Annotated in this window: 19 protein-coding genes; all 19 read left to right on the top strand. The window is 53.3% G+C overall.

All coding sequences use genetic code 11. The features are described from left to right. Window positions 1–49 precede the first annotated feature (49 nt). Window positions 50–2,269, top strand: coding sequence for a sodium-translocating pyrophosphatase (locus ACO0K9_RS25325; protein WP_422989676.1), 2,220 nt, complete (start codon window positions 50–52; stop codon window positions 2,267–2,269). Window positions 2,270–2,520: 251 nt separating this feature from the next. Further along, the gene (locus ACO0K9_RS25330; protein ID WP_422989678.1) at window positions 2,521–3,279 is read left to right on the top strand and encodes a 3-hydroxyacyl-CoA dehydrogenase; all 759 of its coding nucleotides are present in this window, start codon (window positions 2,521–2,523) and stop codon (window positions 3,277–3,279) included. A 459-nt stretch (window positions 3,280–3,738) separates the two neighbouring features. After that, window positions 3,739–4,017: a type II toxin-antitoxin system ParD family antitoxin gene (locus tag ACO0K9_RS25335; protein WP_422989680.1), complete on the top strand. Its 279-nt coding sequence runs from the start codon at window positions 3,739–3,741 to the stop codon at window positions 4,015–4,017. After that, window positions 3,995–4,306 (top strand): type II toxin-antitoxin system RelE/ParE family toxin, encoded by a 312-nt coding sequence (locus ACO0K9_RS25340; RefSeq protein WP_422989682.1) that lies wholly within the window; start codon window positions 3,995–3,997, stop codon window positions 4,304–4,306. Before ACO0K9_RS25335 ends, ACO0K9_RS25340 begins: the two co-directional genes overlap by 23 nt. 125 nt (window positions 4,307–4,431) lie before the next feature. Beyond that, on the top strand, window positions 4,432–5,637 hold the full coding sequence (locus ACO0K9_RS25345; RefSeq protein WP_422989684.1) for a patatin-like phospholipase family protein: 1,206 nt from the start codon (window positions 4,432–4,434) through the stop codon (window positions 5,635–5,637). Between the two features lie 218 nt (window positions 5,638–5,855). Further along, entirely contained in the window at window positions 5,856–6,242 is a 387-nt protein-coding gene (locus ACO0K9_RS25350) for a ribonuclease (RefSeq protein ID WP_422989686.1), read from the top strand. Window positions 6,243–6,244: 2 nt separating this feature from the next. Continuing rightward, window positions 6,245–6,667, top strand: a complete 423-nt coding sequence (locus ACO0K9_RS25355) for a barstar family protein (RefSeq protein ID WP_422989688.1) — start codon at window positions 6,245–6,247, stop codon at window positions 6,665–6,667. A 121-nt stretch (window positions 6,668–6,788) separates the two neighbouring features. Continuing rightward, window positions 6,789–7,394 carry a phosphoribosylglycinamide formyltransferase gene (gene purN / locus ACO0K9_RS25360; RefSeq protein ID WP_422989690.1) on the top strand — a complete coding sequence of 202 codons (606 nt, stop codon included), beginning with the start codon at window positions 6,789–6,791 and terminating at the stop codon, window positions 7,392–7,394. Between the two features lie 144 nt (window positions 7,395–7,538). Further along, window positions 7,539–8,798 carry an RsmB/NOP family class I SAM-dependent RNA methyltransferase gene (locus ACO0K9_RS25365; RefSeq protein ID WP_422989692.1) on the top strand — a complete coding sequence of 420 codons (1,260 nt, stop codon included), beginning with the start codon at window positions 7,539–7,541 and terminating at the stop codon, window positions 8,796–8,798. Between the two features lie 69 nt (window positions 8,799–8,867). Beyond that, window positions 8,868–10,166, top strand: coding sequence for a mechanosensitive ion channel family protein (locus tag ACO0K9_RS25370; protein WP_422989694.1), 1,299 nt, complete (start codon window positions 8,868–8,870; stop codon window positions 10,164–10,166). Window positions 10,167–10,335: 169 nt separating this feature from the next. Continuing rightward, the gene (locus ACO0K9_RS25375) at window positions 10,336–11,514 is read left to right on the top strand and encodes a DesA family fatty acid desaturase (RefSeq protein WP_422989730.1); all 1,179 of its coding nucleotides are present in this window, start codon (window positions 10,336–10,338) and stop codon (window positions 11,512–11,514) included. Window positions 11,515–11,796: 282 nt separating this feature from the next. Further along, window positions 11,797–12,429: an ANTAR domain-containing response regulator gene (locus ACO0K9_RS25380; protein WP_422989696.1), complete on the top strand. Its 633-nt coding sequence runs from the start codon at window positions 11,797–11,799 to the stop codon at window positions 12,427–12,429. Window positions 12,430–12,930: 501 nt separating this feature from the next. Beyond that, window positions 12,931–13,782, top strand: coding sequence for an MCP four helix bundle domain-containing protein (locus tag ACO0K9_RS25385; protein ID WP_422989698.1), 852 nt, complete (start codon window positions 12,931–12,933; stop codon window positions 13,780–13,782). Window positions 13,783–13,863: 81 nt separating this feature from the next. Next, a complete protein-coding gene (locus tag ACO0K9_RS25390; protein WP_422989700.1) occupies window positions 13,864–17,172 on the top strand; it encodes a response regulator in 3,309 nt (1,102 codons plus the stop codon). A 49-nt stretch (window positions 17,173–17,221) separates the two neighbouring features. Next, window positions 17,222–17,605: a hypothetical protein gene (locus ACO0K9_RS25395; protein WP_422989702.1), complete on the top strand. Its 384-nt coding sequence runs from the start codon at window positions 17,222–17,224 to the stop codon at window positions 17,603–17,605. Window positions 17,606–17,910: 305 nt separating this feature from the next. Continuing rightward, on the top strand, window positions 17,911–19,047 hold the full coding sequence (locus ACO0K9_RS25400; protein ID WP_422989704.1) for an efflux RND transporter periplasmic adaptor subunit: 1,137 nt from the start codon (window positions 17,911–17,913) through the stop codon (window positions 19,045–19,047). After that, a complete protein-coding gene (locus ACO0K9_RS25405; protein ID WP_422989706.1) occupies window positions 19,047–22,151 on the top strand; it encodes an efflux RND transporter permease subunit in 3,105 nt (1,034 codons plus the stop codon). Before ACO0K9_RS25400 ends, ACO0K9_RS25405 begins: the two co-directional genes overlap by 1 nt. After that, window positions 22,144–22,446, top strand: a complete 303-nt coding sequence (locus tag ACO0K9_RS25410) for a DUF3240 family protein (protein WP_422989708.1) — start codon at window positions 22,144–22,146, stop codon at window positions 22,444–22,446. The genes ACO0K9_RS25405 and ACO0K9_RS25410 overlap by 8 nt, the downstream gene beginning before the upstream one ends. Further along, window positions 22,443–23,720, top strand: a complete 1,278-nt coding sequence (locus ACO0K9_RS25415) for a TolC family protein (protein ID WP_422989710.1) — start codon at window positions 22,443–22,445, stop codon at window positions 23,718–23,720. The genes ACO0K9_RS25410 and ACO0K9_RS25415 overlap by 4 nt, the downstream gene beginning before the upstream one ends. Window positions 23,721–23,844: the final 124 nt, after the last annotated feature.

A 23,844-nucleotide genomic window follows, 5' to 3' on the forward strand; every position in this document is an offset into this window, starting at 1 on the left:
CATGCTTGCCCACAAGGCAGGCGTGTCCATAACAACAGGAGGAGTCAACATGGCAGCAAGTCTTTGGTTTGTCATCGCATGTGGAGTCATTGCCGTACTGTATGGCCTGATATCGCGTAGCTGGATCTTGAAACAGGATGCCGGCAATGCGCGTATGCAGGAAATTGCCACCGCTATTCAACAGGGCGCAGCCGCCTACCTGGCCAGGCAGTACCGCACCATTGCCATTGTTGGCGTGGTGCTGTTTGTTGCCATTGCCGCCATGCCCGGTCTGGGCCTGATCACCGCCATCGGTTTTTTTATTGGTGCTTTCTTGTCAGGAGCCTGCGGCTTCATCGGCATGAATGTATCGGTGCGGGCCAATGTCAGGACTGCACAGGCAGCCACCAAGGGCATGAATGAAGCCCTGGATGTCGCATTCAGAGGCGGCGCGATCACCGGCATGCTGGTAGTCGGCCTGGGCTTGCTGGGTGTGACCATTTTTTACTGGGTACTGGTGGCCAATGCGGCTGGCGGTACGCTGACCCAGCATGACGTCCTCAAACCCCTGATCGGCCTGGCCTTTGGTGCATCGCTGATTTCCATCTTCGCCCGTCTGGGTGGCGGTATCTTTACCAAGGGTGCTGACGTTGGCGCCGACCTGGTGGGCAAGGTCGAAGCCGGCATCCCCGAAGATGATCCGCGCAACCCCGCCGTGATTGCCGATAACGTTGGTGACAACGTCGGTGATTGCGCCGGTATGGCCGCTGACTTGTTTGAAACCTATGTGGTGACCCTGATCGCCACCATGCTGCTGGGTGCCCTGGTGGTGACCAGCAATGTGACCGAAGCCATCGTCTATCCGCTGTTGCTGGGGGCGGTGTCCATACTGGCTTCTATCGTCGGTTGCTCCATGGTCAAGGCCAAACCGGGCAAGAAAATCATGTCGGCCCTGTACACGGGTCTGTGGTGGGCTGCCGGTCTGTCACTGATTGGTTTTGCCGTCGTCACCTGGCAAGTCTGGCCGGATGAAGTCATGCGCATGAAGATGATGGGTTCGGCCCTGGTCGGTATCGTCCTCACCGGCTTGATGGTCTACATCACTGAATACTATACCGGCACTGACTTCAAACCCGTGCAGCATGTGGCCCAGGCATCGACTACCGGTCATGGCACCAATATCATCGCCGGTCTGGGCGTATCGATGAAATCGACGGCCTGGCCAGTACTGGCGGTGTGTGCCGCCATACTGGTTTCCTTTCAACTTGCTGGCCTGTATGGCATCGCCATCGCTGCCACATCCATGCTGTCCATGGCCGGTATTATTGTTGCCCTGGATGCCTATGGCCCGATTACCGACAATGCCGGCGGTATTGCCGAAATGTCGGAAATGCCTGCTTCGGTGCGTGCCATTACCGACCCGCTGGATGCCGTCGGCAACACCACCAAGGCCGTGACCAAGGGCTATGCCATCGGTTCTGCCGGTCTGGCGGCACTGGTGCTGTTTGCCGATTACACGCATGCCCTGGATTCGGTTGGCAAGAGCACTTCGTTTGACCTGTCCAACCCGCAAGTCATTGTCGGCCTGTTCATCGGTGGCCTGATCCCTTACCTGTTTGGTGCCATGGCGATGGAAGCCGTGGGCCGTGCAGCCGGTGCGGTGGTGGTGGAAGTGCGGCGCCAGTTCAAGGAAATCAAGGGCATCATGGATGGCACCGGCAAACCCGAATATGACAAGGCGGTGGACATGCTGACCACCTCGGCCATCAAGGAAATGATCATTCCTTCGCTGTTGCCTGTCATCGTGCCTATTCTGGTTGGCATGTTATTGGGGCCGGCTGCACTCGGTGGCTTGCTGATGGGAACCATCGTCACCGGTCTGTTTGTGGCTATTTCGATGACCACCGGCGGCGGTGCCTGGGATAACGCCAAGAAATACATAGAAGATGGTCATTTTGGCGGCAAAGGGTCGGACGCCCATAAAGCAGCAGTAACGGGCGATACCGTCGGTGATCCTTACAAGGATACCGCCGGTCCCGCAGTCAACCCGCTGATCAAGATCATCAACATTGTGGCCCTGTTGCTGGTACCTCTGTTGCCTGCTACCGGCATTACAGCAGCAGCCAGCAGTCACGCCAGCCCGCCTGCGCAGATGGCGGCACCGGCAGCTTCGGCCTCTGCATCGGTTGCTGCAGCAGTGGTGCCCACGGCAGCAGCATCATCAGCATCGGCCCCTATGGATGTACCGCCACCACCGCCCATGGCTGAACCGGCTTCTGCCAGCAAATAAGGCAGACCGCTGGCTTGCAGTTTAGCTGTGCGTAGGTGTGTTTAGCCAAATGGTAGTCAGCATTGAAAATGGCAGCGAGAAAGTCGCTGCCATTTTTATTTTTGTCTTGAGAAGAATATTCGCTACAATAAGCATGTGTGACGTTTACGTAAACGTAAATAAGAGGAAATATCATCTTCCCAATGCTATCAACTCGCTATCAACCCACTATCAACCCGCGTCATAGAAATCATTCGCTGAGAGAGACCACCATGCAAATCCAACATCATGTATTTATCATCACCGGCGGCGCTTCCGGCCTGGGTGCAGCAACCGCAAGAATGATCGTTGCCAATGGCGGCAAGGTCGTGCTGGCAGACGTGCAGGTCGAAGCCGGTGAAAAGCTGGCGGCAGAACTGGCTGGCAAGTTTGTCAAATGTGATGTGACGTCTGAAGCCGATGGCAAAGCCGTGGTGGAAGCCGCTACCTCCATGGGTACCCTGCGTGGCCTGATCAATTGCGCCGGTGTTGCCCCTGCCGTCAAGACCGTGGGCAAGGATGGCCCCCATCCGCTGGACGTATTTCAGCGTGTGGTCAACATCAACCTGATCGGTACATTCAACATGTGTCGCCTGGCAGCAGACGCCATGGGCAAGACCGACGCCGCCGAACATGGCGAGCGCGGCATCATCATCAATACCGCCTCTGTCGCGGCCTATGACGGACAGATCGGCCAGGCAGCCTATGCCTCGTCCAAAGCCGCCGTCGTTGGCCTGACCCTGCCGATGGCGCGCGACCTGTCACGCAGCGGCATCCGCGTCATGACCATTGCCCCCGGCATTTTTGAAACCCCGATGCTGCTGGGCATGCCACAAGAAGTGCAGGATGCCCTGGGCAAGATGGTACCGTTCCCGTCACGCCTGGGCAAGCCGGATGAATATGCGAGCCTGGCCAAGTCGATTATTGAAAATGTGATGCTGAATGGGGAAACTATCCGCTTAGATGGAGCCATACGCATGCAACCCAAGTGAAGTATTGATAAAGCTACTGCGCGACCTTATTTTTAGCCTGCGATGCTCACCGTACTAAAGTACGGTTGCGCTTCTTAACTAAAACTAAGGCCGCTCGCTACGCTTTCTCAACACTTCATGCGACCAGCATGCAGCCCAAGTAGTAAATGCTGATAAAGCTACTGCGCGGCGCGATTTTTGATCTGCTATTTTGTAAATTCGTCGTCGTACCTGAGTACGACTGCGCTTCTTAATCAAAACTAGCGTCGCTCGCTACGCTTTCTCAGCACTTACTGCGCCTCAGTGTGCTGCAAGAAAAAAACTACTGCGCTTCTTAACTCAAACTTGCGCTCGCTACGCTTTCTTAACACTTCATGGCAATTTAATTCAGCAATATCAGGTTGATTTGGGAAAATTATGTCAAACTTTGACAAAGTTTGTTATTCTTCTTGGGTCTGAATTTTTCTTGAGGATGCTACTATGAATGTTAGCTTGACTCCAGTGTTGGAGTCCTTGGTGAAGGCCAAGGTTGAAAGTGGCTTGTATAACAACGCCAGTGAAGTCGTGCGTGAGGCTTTACGCTTGATGGAGCAGCGTGATCAGCATACGCTTTTGCGTAAGGAGCTTGAACGTGGTGTCGCCCAACTTCATGGGGGGGAAACGACCGTATTCGACATGAATGCAAGTAAAGCCAAAGCCATAAAAAACGCAAAAACAGGGCGCAAGGTGAATCCTCTTGTCACAACAGATAACCCATAATTTTGAAGTTGTTCTTTCCGATTTGGCGCAACAGGATCTGAGCGATATTTTGCAATATACCCTTCAGACCTGGGGTGAAAATAAGATGGATGCGTATGCAGACAAATTAGAGCAGGGGATACACTTGCTGGCAAACCACCCGGCTATTGGCCGTATCAGGGATGATTTGTTTGATGGCTGCCGATTACATCTGATTGGGTCTCATCTGGTTTTTTATGAAATTGGTGAGCATGAAATTCGGATTGCCCGCATTCTTCATGAGCGAGTGGATGTCGGTGGATATCTTTGAATTCCGCCATCAACTAATGACGGGATGTTGTATTTGCCGAATGCAGTGTTTTCACTGTGCCATGCAGCATGACAAATTGTCAGTAGGCTACTACACTAGGGCACATCTGGATTTGCCCTTTTTTTATGCCTACACCATATAGCAAGAATGCTGCGACAGGATTGATCTTGACCGGGGGTGGTGCGCGTGCTGCCTACCAGGTTGGTGTGCTGAATGAAATCGCAGCGATTCTGGCGGAGGCGGGCTGGCATCCGGCGGAAAATCCGTTTGGCATTATCTGCGGCACCTCAGCCGGGGCGATCAATGCGACCGCGCTGGCCTGCGGTGCGGATGATTTTGGCGATGCGCTGAAGCGCATGCTGCATATCTGGGAAAACTTTGAAGCGGCGCAAGTGTACCGTGCCGATTCGCTGGGTGTGATGCGTAGCGGCGCACGCTGGCTGACCTTATGGTCGTTTGGCTGGTTGCTGAATAAATGGCGCAAGGCACCACCGAATTCCCTGCTCGACAATTCACCGCTGGAAGCATTGCTGACGCGCATGCTGGATCTGTCCAGCCTTGACAGCGCTTTTCAAAATGGCAGCCTGCATGCGCTGGCGGTGACTGCTTCATCCTACACGGCGGGTCAGCATCTGACCTTTTACCAGACCCTGGCCGATATTGAACCCTGGATCAGGAGCCAGCGCCTGGCGCAGCGCGATTTCATCGGCGTCCAGCATTTGCTGGCGTCGTCGGCGATACCTTTCATTTTTCCTGCGGTGCCGCTGAACTGGAGTGGCCACATGGAATATTGCGGCGACGGTTCCATGCGCCAACTGGCACCGATTTCGCCAGCCATCCATCTGGGTGCCAAGAAAATCATGATCGTCGGTGCTGGTCGCCTGGCCGAACCACCCAGCGTCAGTACCGAAACCGCCCGTTACCCCAGCCTGGCGCAGATCGCTGGCCATGCCTTGTCCAGCATTTTCCTGGATAGTCTGGCAGTGGATATAGAAAGATTGATGCGGGTCAACAAAACCCTGTCCATGCTGCCGCCGGAACTACTGGAAAAAACCCCCTTGCGCCCGGTGGATATCCTGGTCATTGCCCCTTCCGAAAGGCTGGATGAAATCGCCAGCCGCCATACCAATAGCCTGCCTTTACCAGTCCGCACCATGCTGGGTGGCATCGGTGCCACCGAAGCGCGCGGCTCGGCACTGGCATCTTACCTGCTGTTTGAATCCAGCTATACGCGGGAACTGATAGAACTCGGCAGGCGCGATACCCGTGCCCGCAGCGACGATGTCTTGTGCTTTTTTAATTCCGAGGCAAAAGGCCAGGCTGCCGCCTGAGGTCGTCATTGCGTCATTGCGTCATTGTTGACCGTGGGAAACGGTCAAGCACGGTCATCGCATACACTTCGCATGCTTTCATTTCTCACAAGCATTTTTCTGTCACAAATATGACAAATCCACGCATTTTTACATTGTAACAAGTGCAACAATGATTGATTCATCATGGACAAACCGTTACTCTATGCCCTGTTTAAGCACGTGCGGATTTGAAAATAATGGTAAATCCAACATTTTTTAGAAAATGGCTGGTATTTCTGGCGCTTGCTTTGCTCGCCGCTACCTCTTTTGCGAAAGACACGGGCGGCCTGTCGAATGTTGGCTATGTCAATGTTGCTGAGTTGCCAAAAGAAGCACAAACGACATTACAGCTGATCAAGCAGGGTGGACCTTTCCCCTACGATAAAGATGGCGTCGTATTTGGTAATTATGAAGCCAGACTTCCCAAGCAGAAACGCGGTTATTACCATGAATACACGGTAAAAACGCCGCGCGCCCGTAGTCGCGGTGTTCGTCGCATCATTGCCGGCGCTAACCCGCAGACGTCGGGTGAATACTATTACACAGAAGACCATTACGAAAGTTTTCGACGAATTAAAGAGTAAATATGATCTCAGCAACAGAGGGAGAAACGAGTTTGTTGGCAACGGTGACGCCAAATGTCGTGCAGTCGATACGGGCTTTTCGCGTGCCTGACCTGCAGGCAGAGGCTGCCAAGCTGGGTCAGCACTTCCTGTATGCCTATTGCCTGGACGCCGTCACCAAGCAGCAGGTCTTGGGCAAGATTGCCTTATCTTTTGGTTTTCCCAAACCACTTTGCCGGAATTTTGATGCGCTGTCCGACTGCCTGACCGATATGATCTACAAGGCCGGTGCGCAACCGGGCTTTGTGGTGGTGATTGAGCAATTGCCAAATACGCAAAAATTTGACAGGGAAGCAAGAGAAACCCTGCTCGATGTCTTCCGCGATGCTGCCGATTTTTGGGCGGAAAAAAAAGTCGCTTTCCGGGTTTTTTATTCATTTGAGTAGGCATTTGAGTACGTAAGTATCCAATAAATACCAGATTTTGCAGGTAGGTGACATGATGCCGACTAGCTGAAGTCGGCATTTTTATTTGGGGCTTACCCTGTGTCAGCGGTACAATGCCGCCATGAAAAAGATTGTTATCCTCATTTCTGGTCGTGGCAGCAATATGCAAGCCATCGTTGAAACCGCCGCAAAACAGCAATGGCCGGCACAAATCGCTGCCGTGATCAGTAACCGTGCCGATGCCGGTGGCCTCGATTATGCGGCCAGTCGTGGCATACCGACGACTGTGGTTGTCAGCAAACAATTCCCCTCGCGTGAAGCATTTGATGCCGCATTGAAGGCGAAGATTGATGAATTTGCCCCTGACCTGGTGGTGCTGGCGGGTTTCATGCGGATATTGACCGCAGGTTTTGTCGAACATTATGCCGGCAGGATGTTGAATATCCATCCTTCCCTGTTGCCCAGCTTTATCGGCCTGGCAACGCATCAGCAGGCAATCGATGCCGGGGTTAAATTGCATGGTGTGACCGTGCATTTTGTGACTGCCGAGCTGGACCATGGCCCCATCGTCGCCCAGGCCGCTGTGCCAGTACTGTACGATGATACCGAAGACAGCCTGTCACACCGCGTGCTGGAGCAGGAACACCAGATTTATCCGCGTGCCGTATTGCAATTTGTCGAAGGCAAATTGCGGATAGAAGGCAATCGTGTCCGTATCAGTGATTGATGCATTTTAATCGGTAAAATCAGTAGTGGGACCTGCACAAAATTGTCAGGACCAGGGGCGGCAAAGCCGCTGGGGCTGTTTTTTGGCAGTCCAAAATAGTAACAAGACCCATCCGGGTCATATCAGCATATAGAAGGAAGCAGCATGAGATTACCTCCAGCCATTCTCGTCAACACGGAAGAAGTATTGCGTGAGATTTTGCGTTTTACCGGTCCGGCAGATGGCACTTTGTCGCGTTATTTTCGTGATCACCCACGCCTGGGTTCACGTGAACGTGGCGTGATTGCGGAGGCTATTTATGGCTTGTTGCGCAACAAATCGGTGTACACCAATTTTTCTGAATCCGGCATAGGTTCACCCATGCGTCGTCTCAGCCTGCTGGGTCTGGTCGATGCCGTCGGTGTCGATGCCCTTGGTGGTCTGACTGAAGATGAAACCGCCTGGCTGCAACGCGTGATGGAAATTGACCGCACGCACCTGCCGCTGATCATGAAGGCCAACCTGCCTGAATGGATATGGACCAAATTGCTGGAACGTTTTGGCGAAGAAGATGCGCTGAAACTGGCCATCTCACTCAATACCCCGGCACCGCTGGATTTGCGTGTCAACACCATCAAGGGTGACCGCGATACGGTCATCGCCTCTCTGGCGCAGGCCCCCATCATTGCCGAACCTACGCCGTATTCCAGCACGGGTTTGCGTGTAATAAAAAAACCGTCGATTCAAAATTTACCCTTGTTCAAAGATGGCACGATAGAAGTGCAGGACGAGGGTAGTCAGTTGCTGGCCCAACTGGTCGGTGCCAAGCGCGGTGAAATGGTGGCAGATTTTTGCGCCGGTGCCGGTGGCAAAACCCTGGCACTGGGTGCATTGATGCGCAATACCGGTCGCCTGTACGCCTTTGATATTTCTGAAAAACGTCTGGCCAAGCTCAAGCCACGCATGGCGCGCAGCGGTTTGTCGAATGTGCATCCGGTGGTGATCGCGCATGAAAAAGATGCCAAGATCAAACGCCTGGCAGGCAAGCTCGATCGCGTGCTGGTGGATGCACCTTGCAGCGGTCTGGGTACCTTGCGCCGTAATCCGGATGTCAAATGGCGTCAGACCCCGGAAGGCGTGGCTGAACTCAACGTCAAGCAGGCATCCATCCTCGCCAGTGCAGCGCGCATGCTGAAGCCGGGTGGCCGTCTGGTCTATGCCACCTGCAGTATCCTCGATGAAGAAAACGAAGGCATCGTCCAGGCTTTCCTGGCTGAACACGCTGACTTCACGCTGGTGCCTGCATCCCAGGTATTGGCAGAACAAAAAGTCGAGCTGGAAATGGGCGACTACCTGAAACTGTATCCGCACCTGCACCAGACGGACGGGTTCTTTGCCGCCATTATGGAACGCAACAAAGTCTGATCGCCAGCATCCCTGACCACGATTCAACAGGGCAGGGATGCATCCCAAATCTACTCTTGAGCACGCACCATGAGCACGCCACTACTCGCCAGTTTATTGTCTGATTTATCGAATGATGTGGGCCAGCCAGATTTTTACTGGCAGGTAGGCGTCGTACTGTTTTGTGTTGGCCTGGCCTGGGTCTTGTCACGCACGCTCAGGCGTGGTGTGACGACCAAAGAAACCGATTCTGATGTCGTCAAGCTGGGGGTGGAAAGTTTCACCCGGGTGCTGTCACCGGCACTGGCCCTGATCTTCATACTGATTGCCAAAGTGATTTTAGGTAAATGGCAGCATACCTATCTGCTGACCTTGTTGGTCCCCATCATTGGTTCACTGGCGCTGATACGTTTTGGCTTTTACGTCGTCCGCAGGACGTTTGCCCGCGACGGTTACATCGGCAACCTGCTGACGGTGTTTGAAAAGCTGTTTGCTGGCCTGGTCTGGCTGGGCGTGGTCTTGTATTTCACCGGTTTGTGGCAGGAATTGTTTACCGCCCTTGATGATGTCAGCCTGCCGCTGGGCAAGAACAAGGTATCCATGCTCACCATCTTGCAGGCATTGACTTCAGTGGTCGTGACGGTGGTGGTGGCGATGTGGGCCAGCGCGGCGCTGGAAGCCCGGCTGATGAAGTTGCCGAATGCGCATACCTCACTCAAAGTGGTGTTGTCACGCGTGGGGCGGGCGGTGCTGATCTTGCTGGCCATCCTCGTCAGCCTGACCCTGGTTGGCATAGACCTGACCGTGCTGTCGGTGTTTGGTGGTGCGCTGGGCGTGGGCCTGGGCTTTGGCCTGCAAAAAATCACCAGCAGCTATGTGTCCGGCTTCATCATCCTGCTGGACCGTAGCATGTCCATCGGTGACATGATCACGGTCGACAAATTCAGCGGGCGCGTGACCCAGATCAATACCCGTTACACCGTCTTGCAGGGCCAGGACGGCGGCGAATCCGTGATTCCGAATGAAATGCTGGTATCGACCCCGGTACAGAATTATTCCCTCAGTGATCGCACGGTTGCCATGTGGACCGACCTGACAGTTGATTACCAGACCGATATTGACAAGATTTTACCTATGCTGGGCGAAGCCGCTGCTAAAGTGGAGCGTGTGTGTGACGAACCGGCACCGTCAGCTTATCTGATGAAGTTTGGCGCTGACGGTTTTGAGATTCGCGTCGGCTTCTGGATCAGTGACCCGGAAAACGGCCGTTCCAGTGTGATGTCCAGTGTAAACCGTGCCTTGTGGAAAATTTTGCAGGAACAGGAAGTCGTCTTGCCGTATGCGCACAGGGTTATCACCTTAATTAACAATCCACCTCAAGAAACTTGAGGCCAGGCAATAAAATTAGTTCTAAAATTGGGATACATCCTCTAAACCGGCGTACAATGCCGTCCGATGTCTATAATGGATACAGGTTGATCGTTTTTGCGAAAACAACCAAGATGCCGTCAATAACAATGGAGTACATGTCATTTTGAGCACTTTTATCGATACAGTAATGGATTTTCTGTCCAATGGCCTGACCCGGGCTACAGGATGGCAGGTATTTATCTTCACCATGGTAGTGACGCATATCACCATTGCCAGTGTGACTATATTCCTGCATCGCTGCCAGGCTCACCGTGCATTGGAACTGCATGCCATTCCTAGTCATTTTTTCCGTCTCTGGCTGTGGTTGACGACCGGCCAGGTCACCAAGGAATGGGCTGCGATTCACCGCAAGCACCATGCCAAATGTGAAACTGAAGAAGACCCGCACAGCCCGGTCACACGCGGTATCAAGAAAGTCTTGCTCGAAGGCGCAGAACTGTATCGCGCCGAATCCAAAAATCTGGAAACCATGGAAAAATATGGCCATGGCACACCGGATGACTGGATGGAACGCAATGTGTACACCCGTTTCAGTTGGCAGGGCGTGGCCCTGATGCTGATTATTGACTTCATCCTGTTCGGCGTGGTCGGCGTGACCGTCTGGGCCGTGCAGATGCTGTGGATACCTGTCACCGCTGCCGGCATCATCAACGGTATTGGTCATTACTGGGGTTATCGCAACTATGACTGCACCGATGCCTCGCGCAATATCCTGCCTATCGGCATTCTGATCGGCGGCGAAGAACTGCACAACAATCACCACACCTTTGGCACCTCTGCCAAGCTGTCTTCCAAATGGTATGAATTCGATATCGGCTGGCTGTATATCCGCAGTATGGAAATCGTCGGCCTGGCCAAGGTCAAGAAAGTGGCACCGGAACCGAAGTTTGCCGAAATCAAATCCGTGGTTGACCTGGAAACCCTGCAGGCCGTCATCACCAATCGTTATGACGTGATGGCCAAGTATGCGAAATCCTTGCGCCGCACCTGGCGTGATGAAGTTGCCAGCCTGCGCGAAAAAGCCATGCTGGAAGCACATCTGCTGAGGTCCACCAAGAAACTGCTGCAACGCGAGCCAACCAAGCTAGAAGCGCCGCAACAGCAGCAATTGTCTGAAGTGCTGGCCCATAGCCGCGCCCTGAAAACCATGCACGACATGCGCGTGGAACTGGGCCTGATCTGGGAACGCTCCACCGTCAGCCGCGAGCAACTGGTACAGCAACTGCAAGACTGGTGCGTACGTGCCGAAGCATCCGGCATCCACACCCTGCGTGAATTTTCCTTAAGGCTGCGCACTTACGCGTAATGCCTGACGGCGTGCAGTAGCTTTGCAAATTCAAAAAACGGCACTTCGGTGCCGTTTTTGTTTTTTGCTTTCAGTATTTGTCGCATCTGCAGGTGCAGGATAGTCTGTGTAGAAAATAGTTAACAATGGTGGCAAGCGAGCCTGGATATCATCAGTGCCGCAACTAATGGTTTTCTACTGCTGAGTTTGTTGCTAGAGTGGGTTTATATCAGGCATGCTCTGCATTCTGCCTGATCTTGCGCTAAAGCACGAACAACAGCACGAACAAAGGAAAGGCCTGGTATGGTTGCCGCCGTCAAAGCAAAAAGCAGGATACTGCTGGTAGATGATGACCCGTTCACACTCACGCTGCTGAGCAGTATTCTTGAGCATGCCGGGTACGACGTGGTTCAGGCGCAATGCGGTGAAGATGCATTGAATGTGATCCTGATGCAAGAGCCGGATATTGCCTTGCTCGATATCAATATGCCTGGCATGTCTGGCCTGGATCTGGCAGGACATCTGCGTAGTGATACTACTGTGCCCTTCATGTTCCTGTCTGCCACTTCTGATAGCGAAATCGTCAAGCAGGCCGTCGAATATGGTGCGGTCGGTTATCTGGTCAAGCCGGTCGACGTGGCAAATATCGTCCCTACATTTGAAGCCAGCCTGGCCCGTGCCAATGAAATCAAGAAGCTGAAAAAAAATGAAGTCAACCTGACCTCTGCCCTGGCTACAGGGCGCGAAACCAGCATGGCAGTCGGTTTGCTGATGGCAAAATTCCAATCCAACCGGCAAGTTGCTTTTGAAGTATTGCGTAACCATGCACGTTCCAATCGCAGGACTATCCATGAAGTGGCAGATGAATTATTGAAGGCAGAAGAAACCATCAATCAGTTCAAGCACCTGTTCAATGACAATAAATTCTCCAATTAAAATCAGGGCTGATGAAAGATTGCCACTGCAAAAAGGGGCGTGGCGAAGGCAATACATTAAGTACAAGGCTTGAGAAAAAGCGAGCGCTGTAAGACGGTTGCGGTGATTTCGCGTAAACCCTGATGAAGGTTAAATCTTGTTTCCCTTGATTGCCCGAAGGAAATTTTAAGCTATCCTGTAGTTAAGACGATGTAGCACAGGCGCATAGGTTCACAGATTGTTAACCACATAAGCGATCTCATCACCACTCCCCCGTCATGAGATGCCACATCGACAGCTGTCGGTTGTCGCCCATCTACTGCGACTTGCAGGCAGTTTCACCGGCCCAGAACCGCCGCCTTTCCCTGATCACATAGTGTCGTTTTGTCTCGCACGCCTATTTCCTGCGCGCGCAAACGAACCATGTTTTGTCTTGCGCATGGCAGCGTGAGCGGATTGAAAGGAACAGCAATGTTCACAGCGACTCAACTCCTCACTACGGTGAAAATGAATCTCAAAAACATGAAAACAGGCCAAAAATGGGGCTTGATTTTCAGCGTGATCATTGGCTTGCTGCTTATCCTGACCAGCCTCTCGTATATGCGAGTGAATCAATTGGCGCTTGATATTGATGGCATTGCGAATGACCGTTATCCCAAAATTGTACTGGCGCATACCATCAGAGATGAATTGGGTGAAATCACCAGAAACATGCGCAGTATTTTGCTGACGACAGATGCCCTCGCTCTCAAGAAAGAGTATGCCAGCATCGAAGAAAGCAATCGCATCATAGGCAAATCCCTGGAAACCCTGAACCAGACAGTCAATTCAGCCAGGGGCAGGGAACTATTGCATGCAACTGTGAATGCGAGAGAAGAATTTTTGATAATGACTTCCAGCTTCCTGTCCTTGGTACGTGAGGATAAAAAAGAACTGGCGCAAGAGCTGTTGCTGAATCAATTGTGGCCCGTGCAAAGAGATTTGACGGATGACGTCAACAAGCTGTTTAAGTTTCAGTCAGGGCGCATGACGGCCATGGCAGAAGAAACAGCAAGGCAGGTCGCCAGCACCAGGCTCTTGATAACGATCATGATCCTGGCCCTCACCATCTGCACCGTCAGTGCATTGCTGGCTTACTTTTCTTCTCGCAACTTCAAGCATCCATTCGAGGATGCCGCGATGCTTACCCCTGATGCAGCGGACGATGATCTCAAGCATATGCCCACACCAGAGGTGCACTACGACCACGGAGAAAAAACTGCTACCGGCATGCTTGTTTACCTGGATGAGTACAAGAAAAAAAAGGCAGCACAAACTGGACAGCAGACGCAGGAAAATCGTTTTTCTGCTGCCGGAGCTAAGACAGATGAATGAGAAAAACCCAGATTTTGTTTTGTGAACCTGACGAATAATTTTAAATCATCTGCAATGAGTGAAATTGGTGGAGCATCGACTATGAAAACAGCAAAAAAACGCCTTCGCCCTCAGTTGATACTGATGTGCGGCCTGATGCTGTTGCTGACCTGGAGCCTGGTGGCCTATGACCTGATACGCAGTCGTAGCCACTATCTGGAACAGGCGAACTTGCGTACCAACCTGCAGTCACAGGTATCTGCTGAATATGCACAGTCCGTGGTCAAGCGCATCGACGAAATCTTGATGGACATGCGCAATGGTTGGAATGGCAGCGCCAGAGAATTCGCAGACCTGGTATTGCGTCGCCAGGAAAATTTGGAAGATATGTCTTTCCAGGTAGCGGTGCTGGACAAAGATGGCATGATGCAGTTTTCAAGCCTGTCCAAACAGAGCGAAAAAATGGACCTGAGTATGCGCGAGTATTTTCGTGTGCACAGGGACATGCCTGACAGCGACACACTTTTCATCAGTAAACCTGTGAAAGAAAACCTGTCCGACAAATGGTCCTTGCAATTTACCCGACCCCTGTTAAAACAAGGCAAGTTCGACGGCGTGCTGGTGGTATCTGTCAGCCCTGATCAATTAACTTTTTTCGCTAAGAAATTCAATGTGTCCGGAGGTGGAATAGTATCCGTGCTGCGCGATAGTGGTGAGTTAATGGCGCGCTATCCCGCTGCTGAAACCATGCTGGGGAAAGTGATGGATACCCGTTTGCTGACATCCTTGACCACCCCCAGCCTGTCTGGAAACTTCCATCGTTTAGCCAGCAGTGATGATGTTGAGCGCATTTATGCTTACTACCGCCTGCCCGGATATCAGCTGACATTTTTGGTTGGTGAATCAGTTGACCAGGTATTGCTGCCGTATGCCGCACACAGGAATGAGGTGCTGGGCGGTGCCACCCTTATCAGTTTGTGCGCCATGTTGTTGTTTGGCATGCTGCATAGGGCATTGAATGCCAGGGATGAGACGCAACAGCACCTGTCGCAGCAATTATCGCAGCAAGAAACCATCTTGCGCCAGTCGCAAGAGCTGGCGCAAACAGGCAGCTATTCGCTGGATATCGAGAGCATGAGGTTTAACTGCTCTGACAGCATGACCGGCATTTTTGGCTTGCCCTCTGGTTTTGAAAAAACCTTTGAAAACTGGCTGCAGGTGGTGTCGCCTGCAGACCGGCTTACCGTCTGTAAAATCATGACCGAAGCCATAGTACAAGTGGGCAGGTATAGCTGTGAATACAAAATCGTCCGGCCAACAGATGCCAGGGAATGCTGGATACAGGCCTTTGGAGAAATCATACAGGACGCAGCGCATCAATCCAGTTATCTGGCCGGTATCGTGCTGGATGTCACAGAACAACGGCAGCGTGAAGAAGAATTGCAGGCGGTAAAAGAAATGGCCGCGGAAACTGATATTGCCCGCAGCTTGTACCAGGCAACCGTGTCCCATGAAATCCGCACACCCATGAATGGCATCCTGGGAATGACTGATCTGGTACTCGATACCAATCTGAATCGCGACCAGCGTCAGTATCTGAATATGATCAAGTCATCGGCTGAATCATTAATGACCGTGATGGACGATATTCTTGATTCATCCAAGATGGCAGCTGGCAAGCTGGCACTGGAAAGTGTCGTATTCGACCTGCCTTCCCTGTTAGATGAGGCGGTCTGGGCGCTGGCCATACCGGCAGAACAGAAAGGCCTGGAACTGGTTGCCGATATCGATGTAGGGCGCAGCCATGCGGTGAAAGGTGACCCAGCCCGCATCCGCCAGATTCTATTTAATGTGGTGACCAATGCCATCAAGTTTACCGATCATGGCTCAGTGGTGATACATGTCAGACAAGATGCATTGCCAGGCGGTGATGTGCTATTGCATTGTAAAGTGACTGATACCGGCATCGGCATAGCGCAAGACAAGATCGCCAGTATCTTTGATTCGTTTTCCCAACTGGATAAATCCATTACCAGAAAACATGGCGGTACCGGGTTGGGCTTATCCATCTCTTCACGTCTGGTGAAGATGATGCAGGGCCGCATCTGGGCCGAAAGTGAAACGGGACATGGCAGCACGTTTCATTTCGTCGTCCGTCTCATGAAAGGCGGCCCGAGCCAGTTAATGCCGACACCTGTCAGCCTGCCCAATCGCAAGGTATTGCTGGTGGATGACAGTCCAGCCAACCGACAGTTTTTGGTCAACTGTTTGCAGAAAATCGGGATTCAGCCAGTCACTGCAGAAACTGCCCAGGAAGCCCTGAATGAGATGGGACGCGCCCGGCGCGCCGGTAGCGCCTACGACTTGCTCTTGCTGGATGCGCATATGCCCGACATGGATGGCTTTGCCCTGAGAACGAGAATGGCGGAAGTGATACCACCGCTGACGTCAAAAATCATCATGATGACTTCTGCCATTGTCAGTGCTGATGCCGATCGCTGCCGCAAGGCAGGCATAGAACTGTACATGAACAAGCCTGTCAGACCACATGATTTGAGTACCGCACTGATGCATGCATTCGGCATGGACAGGGACGACACAGCCAGCACCTTGGCGAAGCCAGACGGCAAGCCACGGTTCACCAAAAGCCTGTCCATCCTGGTGGCCGAAGATAATTTGATCAACCAGCAACTGGCGGCCAAGCTTCTGGAAAAAGCCGGCCATAGCGTCAAGATCTGTAACAACGGCAAAGAAGCATTAAGTCTTATTGAAGCAGAAAAATTTGACCTGGTGCTGATGGACGTGCAAATGCCGGTCATGGATGGCATACAGGCATGCATGGCCATACGTGCGCGAGAAGCGACGCATGGCGACCATCTGCCCGTCATTGCCGTGACGGCCAATGTCATGGATGGTGACAAGGAACGTTGCCTGGCTGCAGGGATGGATGAGTATTTATCCAAGCCCATACAAGCGAAGAAACTGATGGACTGTATTGCAAGCGTATTAAAACAGCAAACCTTCAATATGGAAAGTACTATGATACCTGTCGATACCGTACAGCTTTTGCCTGAATTTGATTATGCCCGCGCCCTGGATAAAACCGATGAAGAGGTGTTGGAAATCGTCGGCAAACTGGCACTCAGCAATATCCCCATGCAAATTGCTGACATTGCCCATGCGCTGGGTACCGGCCATTTGCAGGATACCCAGCGTGCTGCCCATACGATGAAAGGTATCATCGCTTACTTTGGGGCGACGCCAATTGTTGAATGCGCAAGGAAAATGGAGTTGTGCGCGATGGAAGGGGACCTGGACAAGGCTGGTCAGCATTTCCAGTTACTGGAAACCGAGACAGAAAAATTCTTGCCGTACTTGTTGGCCAAGCTGAAAAAAAGTAATAATGCCTGATGTACGCCGGGGATGACGAAGCGATGTCAAGTATGTTAAAGTTCCGCCCATGAGTAAGCCCTTCATCCAGCGCCTGGCAATTTTGATGCTCGTCATTTTCATGACGAATCTTGGCGCATGGAATTTGAGTTCAACCCGGATTAAGCATGAGCTTGAACACGATGGCCGCCCTGAGGTGAGTGCTGCTTCCCATCAGCATGCGTTTTTATTGCATGATAAAAATGCCAGCCGGGACGCTGAGCGGGCGACGGTAGAGCATCAGATGTTGCATGCGGTAGACCATCTGCAGTTTTTCCCTGATACCACATCCCTGCTGGCTTTTCACGCACCGTTGGCAAGTGCTGCCAGTTGGTATTTTACTCAACAAACCCTGCCATTCTCCACCTACGACACCCCTTATCGCCCACCTTGCGGCGAGCACTCTCTGGCGTAAGCCGTCCTTGGTTTTCCAGGTTTATTCAGGCAGCATATCGGTATAAATTGCGAATGGAAATGATTCCGTTTTCTGATTTTTCTGATGTCCTGCTGCTTGCTCACTAGGGACCTACAGGCAAATACTTGTCTGTACACGCCAGACTCTTCCAATCGATCTAGCGATCTATCGATCACGTGAATGCCAACTGGTTTGCGCATGCCTTTGTGCGACCGCTTGCATTAACAATCTGATCTATTTGATCTATCTGAATTATTTGATGCTGCCTCAGGCGCATCGTCCTATGCAATATTTGGGAATGAATCATGACAAACAGAAATTTCTTCGCGCCCTTGCTCTGTGCGCTGGCAGTGGTATCCGCTATCCCTGTCCTGGCCGCCGAAAGACCAGCCAGATTTGCTGTAACAGAACAGCAAATGCAGGCCCTGAATATTCAGGTCAAACCATTACAACGCGATGCCGCTGCGCTGACCTTAAGCCTGCCCGGCCAGGTCACCGTGCCTTCGCATCGCGAACAGATCGTCAGCTCACCGCTGACCGGCCTGGTCGTACAGTTATATGTGCAAGCTAATCAACAGGTGAAGCAGGGCACGCCCTTGCTGCGCATCAGCAGTCAGGAACTGGGGCCCATGCAATTGCAACTGATGCAGGCTGTCAGCCGCACTACGCTGGCACGTCAGGCGGCCCAGCGTGAAAAAGCCTTGTTCGATGAAGGCATCATTGCCCAGCGCCGCGTGCAGGAATCGCAAGCGGCACAGGCCGAAAGCGAAGCTGTATTGCGTCAGGCTAAAGCCGCGTTACGTCTGGCTGGCCTGTCAACTGCCAGCATAGAGCGCATCGCCAGTTCCGGAAAACCGGAAGATGGCCTGACCCTGCATGCAAGCCGGGCTGGCATCGTCACCCAGATGGAAGTGAAGCCCGGTCAGCGGGTGGACCCATCCATGGCCTTGCTGCACCTGGCACAGACCGACCGTCTGTTGCTGGAGATACAGGCACCACTGGCGGATGCCACAGCCTGGCGCACTGGCAGTAAATTACAGGTACAGGGACGCACGGCTACAGGTCATATCGTCAGTATCAGCCCCATGGTTGTTGCAGGTAGCCAGACGGTCAGCCTGCGTGCCGAGGTAGATGGCAATTCAGATTTGCGGCCAGGTGAGTTGGTGACCGTACAGTTGCCGCTGGCCCACAGCGCCGGTGGCGACAGCTTCGATGTGCCTTTGGCGGCCGTCGCCTATGATGCGGCACAGGCGCTGGTGTTTGTCCGCACGGCAGATGGTTTTGAAGCGCGGGCAGTCAGGGTACTCAGCAGTGCGGGCCAGCACGTGCGTATACAAAGTGCGCAAGGTGCACAGGCGCCATTGAAGGCAGACGAAAAGATCGCCGTCAGCGGTGTGATCGCCCTCAAAGGTTCCTGGCTCGGTGAAAAAGGAGGTAGCTGATGTTAGCCCGCCTCATACAATTTTCTTTGTCACAGCGGCTGTTCATTTTGCTGATGACCTTATTGCTGGCCGGTGCCGGCTGGCTGGCATTCAGGCAATTGCCGATTGATGCTTTTCCTGACGTATCCAGTACCCAGGTCAAAGTCATCATGAAAGCACCCGGCATGACGCCGGAAGAAGTCGAAACCCGGATCGCCGTACCGATAGAAGTAGAGATGCTGGGCATACCCAAAACCCGCATCTTGCGTTCTGTCACCAAGTATGGCCTGGTGGATGTCACTATCGACTTTGAAGATGGTACCGACATTTACTGGGCGCGCCAGCAAGTCAGTGAGCGACTGGCCGGCATCAGTGAAAACCTGCCTGCCGGTATCAGTGGCGGCATGGCGCCGATCACCACCCCGCTAGGTGAAATGTTCATGTTCACCGTTGAGGCGGATCACTTGCCCTTGGCTGAAAGAAGGCGCCTGCTTGATACCGTCATTCGTCCCGCCTTGCGCACGGTGACGGGTGTGGCTGACGTCAATTCCCTTGGTGGTGTGGTGCGTGCCTTTGAAGTGATACCTGATCCGGCTGCCATGGCGGCAGCAGGCATCAGCATTGCCCAATTGAAGGAAGCCATACGTGCCAATAACCGCAACGATGGCGCCGGGCGACTGGGAGAGGGTGATGAAGTCTTGCTGGTGCGCAGTGAAGGCAGTATCAATACCCTGGAAGATTTGCGTGCCGTGGTGTTGATGGTCAAGGACAATCATCCTCTGCGCCTGGGTAGCGTGGCCGAAGTCAAAATAGGGGAGATGACACGTTACGGTGTCGTCACCAAAAGTGGCAAGGCCGAAGCGGTAGAAGGCCTGGTACTTGGCTTGGCCGGTGCCAATGCACAACAGGTGGTAACAGGGGTACGCAACAAGATCGCCGAGCTGACACCAGGCTTGCCAAAAGGCGTGCGTCTGGAGGTGTTTTATGACCGCGCCGCACTGGTGGACAAGGCTGTAGGGGCAGTATCATCGGCCCTGCTCGAAGCCACGGTCATTGTCATGATCCTGCTCGGCTTTTTCCTGGGGAATGTGCGGGCTGCGCTGACGGTGGCGCTGGTATTGCCGCTGGCTGCACTGATCACCTTCATCCTCATGCGCCTGTTTGGCATGTCTGCCAATCTGATGAGTCTGGGCGGTCTGGCAATTGCCATCGGCATGCTGGTGGATGCCGCCGTGGTGGTGGTCGAAAACATCGTGCAACGTCTGGCTCACGACCCAACTGCTGGCAAGTTGCCGCGCCTGCACAGCATCTACCGTGCTGTGCGTGAAGTAAGTGTGCCGGTGACATCGGGTATTTTGATCATCATCACGGTGTTCCTGCCATTGCTGACGCTGGAAGGTCTGGAAGGTAAATTTTTTGGCCCGGTCGCATTGGCCATCGTGTTTGCATTGGCAGGGTCCCTGCTGTTGTCATTGACGGTCATACCGGTGCTGGCTTCCTATCTGCTGCGTGAAGTTAAACACGAAGAACCCTGGCTGCCACGCAAATTGCTGGGCCTGTACGAACCTTTGCTGGACTGGGCCATGCGCCAACAGAAAGTGGTGGCGCTGGTTGCCGTCGTGATGCTGATTGGTGCCGGTGCGGTCTATACCCAGGTGGGGAAAACATTCATGCCCACCATGGATGAAGGTGATCTGATCGTCGGCATAGAAAAACTGCCTTCTGTCAGCCTGGAACAAAGCGCCGCACTGGATTTAAAAATCCAGCAAGCCATTATGCAGGCGATTCCTGAAGTGACGGGCATCGTCGCCCGTGCCGGTTCAGATGAAATCGGGCTTGACCCGATGGGCTTGAACCAGACCGATACCTACCTGTTATTGAAGCCGCGCAAGGAATGGAAGCTAAAAAACAAGGAAGCCTTGATGGATGAAGTCCGCAAGGTGCTTGATCCCTTGCCCGGTATTAAATACAGCTTTACCCAGCCGATAGAAATGCGGGTGTCGGAAATGATCATCGGTGTGCGTGGAGATATCGCCGTGAAGATTTTCGGACCAGAGCTGGATCAACTGAACCATTATGCCAGCCAGGTCGAAGCGGTACTGAAAACCATCAACGGCAATCAGGATGTCTATACCGTGCAAAACGATGGCGTGCAGTATTTGCGCGTGGTGGTGGACCGTTTGCAGGCCGGTCGCCTTGGCTTGTCGGTGGAAGAAATTCAGGATGCCTTGCGCATGCAGATAGAAGGCCAGCAGGCCGGCACGGTGATAGAGGGTAATCGCCGTACGCCCATCCTCTTGCGCGCCAGCAAATCCGTGCGTTTGTCGCCTGCTGAATTTGCCGCCACCCGCATCACCACCAAAGAGGGTGTCAGTGTCCCTTTGTCCAGCGTCGCCACACTGGAAAGAGCCGCCGGCCCGGTCAAGATTGATAGGGAAATGGGTAGTCGCTATAGCGTCGTGATTGCCAATGTCAGTGGACGCGACCTGGTCAGTTTTGTAGAAGAGGCGAGGGCAGAGGTTGCCAAAAAGCTGCCCTTGCCCAGCGGCTATCACATCCGTTGGGGCGGGCAATTTGAAAACCAGCAACGCGCAGCCAGTCGTCTGATGGTGGTGGTGCCGGTGGCACTATGCCTGATTTTTGTCTTGCTGTTTTCTACCTTCCGTTCCGTCCGTCAGGCCTTGCTGATTTTATCCCTCATTCCGTTTGCGCTGGTGGGTGGCATTCTGGCCCTGTCGCTGACCGGTGAATATCTGTCGGTGCCGGCGTCAGTGGGCTTCATTGCCTTGCTGGGGATCACGGTCTTGAATGGCGTGGTCCTGGTCAGTTATTTCAATCAATTGCTGGAAGAAGGTATGGCACTGGCCGAAGTCGTCATCCAGGGCGCACGTCGTCGCCTGCGCCCCATCATGATGACGGCATCCATCACCGCATTTGGTTTGATACCACTACTGTTTTCCACCGGCCCCGGTTCTGAAATCCAGCGGCCTCTGGCCATCGTCGTCATCGGTGGCCTGATCACAGCCACGGCATTGACGCTGATGTTGCTGCCCATATTGTATGCGCGTTTTGCTTTTGCCAAACCCATCGAGAGCACGCTTGTTGAGGAGAAATCCCATGTCTGAATTATGTGTAAGCCTGTTGTGTCCGGCCAGGCTGGAAGAAAAATTACTCGACAGTTTATTGGTGTTCCCCGGCATCAGCCTGTTCACCAGCACACCCACCGCCGCCCATGGCATGTCGCATGAACGCATGAGCGCCGGCGAACAAGTGATGGGGCGCTCTTTCATCACGCTGGTGCAGGTGTTGTTGCCAGCGCAGGGCAAGGCGGCATTGCTGTCCTGCCTGCAAGAACAATTTGCCGGTGCTGGTTTGCATTACTGGATCAGCCCGGTCATAGAAGCAGGAGAAATTGTATGAAGATCGCATTATTTATCACCAGTGTATTGAGCCTGTTGTTTGCCTCGCAATCAGCCTGCAGTCAGGCGATCACGCCGGAAACACCCGGCCTGCTACCCACGCCCGTAGTGCGGGCGTTGCTGGAACAAGACCCCAGCGTCAGCGCTACACTGGCCGGACTGGAAGCCGCCCGGCAAGAAGCCGGTTTGCTGGAAGCATCTCCCTATGAGTGGACCGCAAAAGTGACCGCCCAGCGGCGTGCGGTTCAACATGAATCCACTTATCGTGAATGGAATGCCGGCATAGAACGCGGCATACGCCTGCCCGGCAAGGCTGCAGCAGATCGCAAGATGAGCAGGGCCGTGCTGGCCGAGGCCGAGGCAAATTATGGCGAAGCCCTGCACGAAACCGCTCGTGATTTGCTCAAGCTGTGGCTGGACTGGCTGGCTGCTGAACAGGCATTGCAACTGACCAGCCAGCATCGTGCGTCGATACAGGAGAATCTGGCTATCGTCGAAAAACGCGTCAAGGCCGGGGATGTCGCCAGGCTGGATTTGAACCTGGCACAAGCTGAACTGGCGGAACAAAAACGCAGCGAGACCGACGCCAGGACGCAGGCGCAGATTGCCTGGGGACGCTTGCAGGCACGCTTCCCCAACTTTGACAGGCAATTCAATCGCTTGCCGACCGCTGTCCAGGTCAGGCAGGAAGCCAGTTTCTGGCGTGAACGCATCCTCGGTGAAAGTGATGAATTAAAAATAGCCATCGCACAGTTTGACAAGGCGCAAGCCCATGCAGAACGGGGTCGTGCCGAGCAAACGCCAGACCCTACTGTCGGTGTGTTTACGTCGTCAGAGGTGGGTGGGCGCGAGCGGGTGACGGGTATTTCCATCAGCATTCCACTATCGCTGGGATCAGTGGGATCAATGGGATCGCAGAGTATACGCAGCCAGCGTTCTGCCAAATCCAGCCATCTGGCGACGATGAGCAGGCATGAACTGGAGCTCAGAAAGCGTCAACTGACAGCCGACATCAACGCCACCATCGTGAATGCCGAAGGATATTATGAAAGCCAGCAACTGGCTGAAAGCAGCCTGGCCGCAGCGCAGACGAATGCCAAACTGGTCCAGCGCGCCTATGCCCTGGGGGAAGTGGAATTGCAAGCCTTGCTGGCGGCCAGACGCCAGGCCACGTCGGCAGCACAAAATGCACTTGGCGCAAAGGTCGCGGCCAGCATGGCTTACTACTTATTGCTGGTAGATGCACATCTGGTGTGGGATCTGGATCATGAATAGGGTAGCAGACTAACCTGGGGGGCTTGGGAGAGGGCCGCCAGCCCAAGCCTGCATGATTTTGCTATCCAGTTCAAAATATAAAAAAATAAGTATACTATTCTACAAATTAGTAGAATAATCTACT

Source organism: Undibacterium sp. Ji50W (genome assembly GCF_049340445.1).
Taxonomy (GTDB): Bacteria; Pseudomonadota; Gammaproteobacteria; order Burkholderiales; family Burkholderiaceae_D; genus Undibacterium.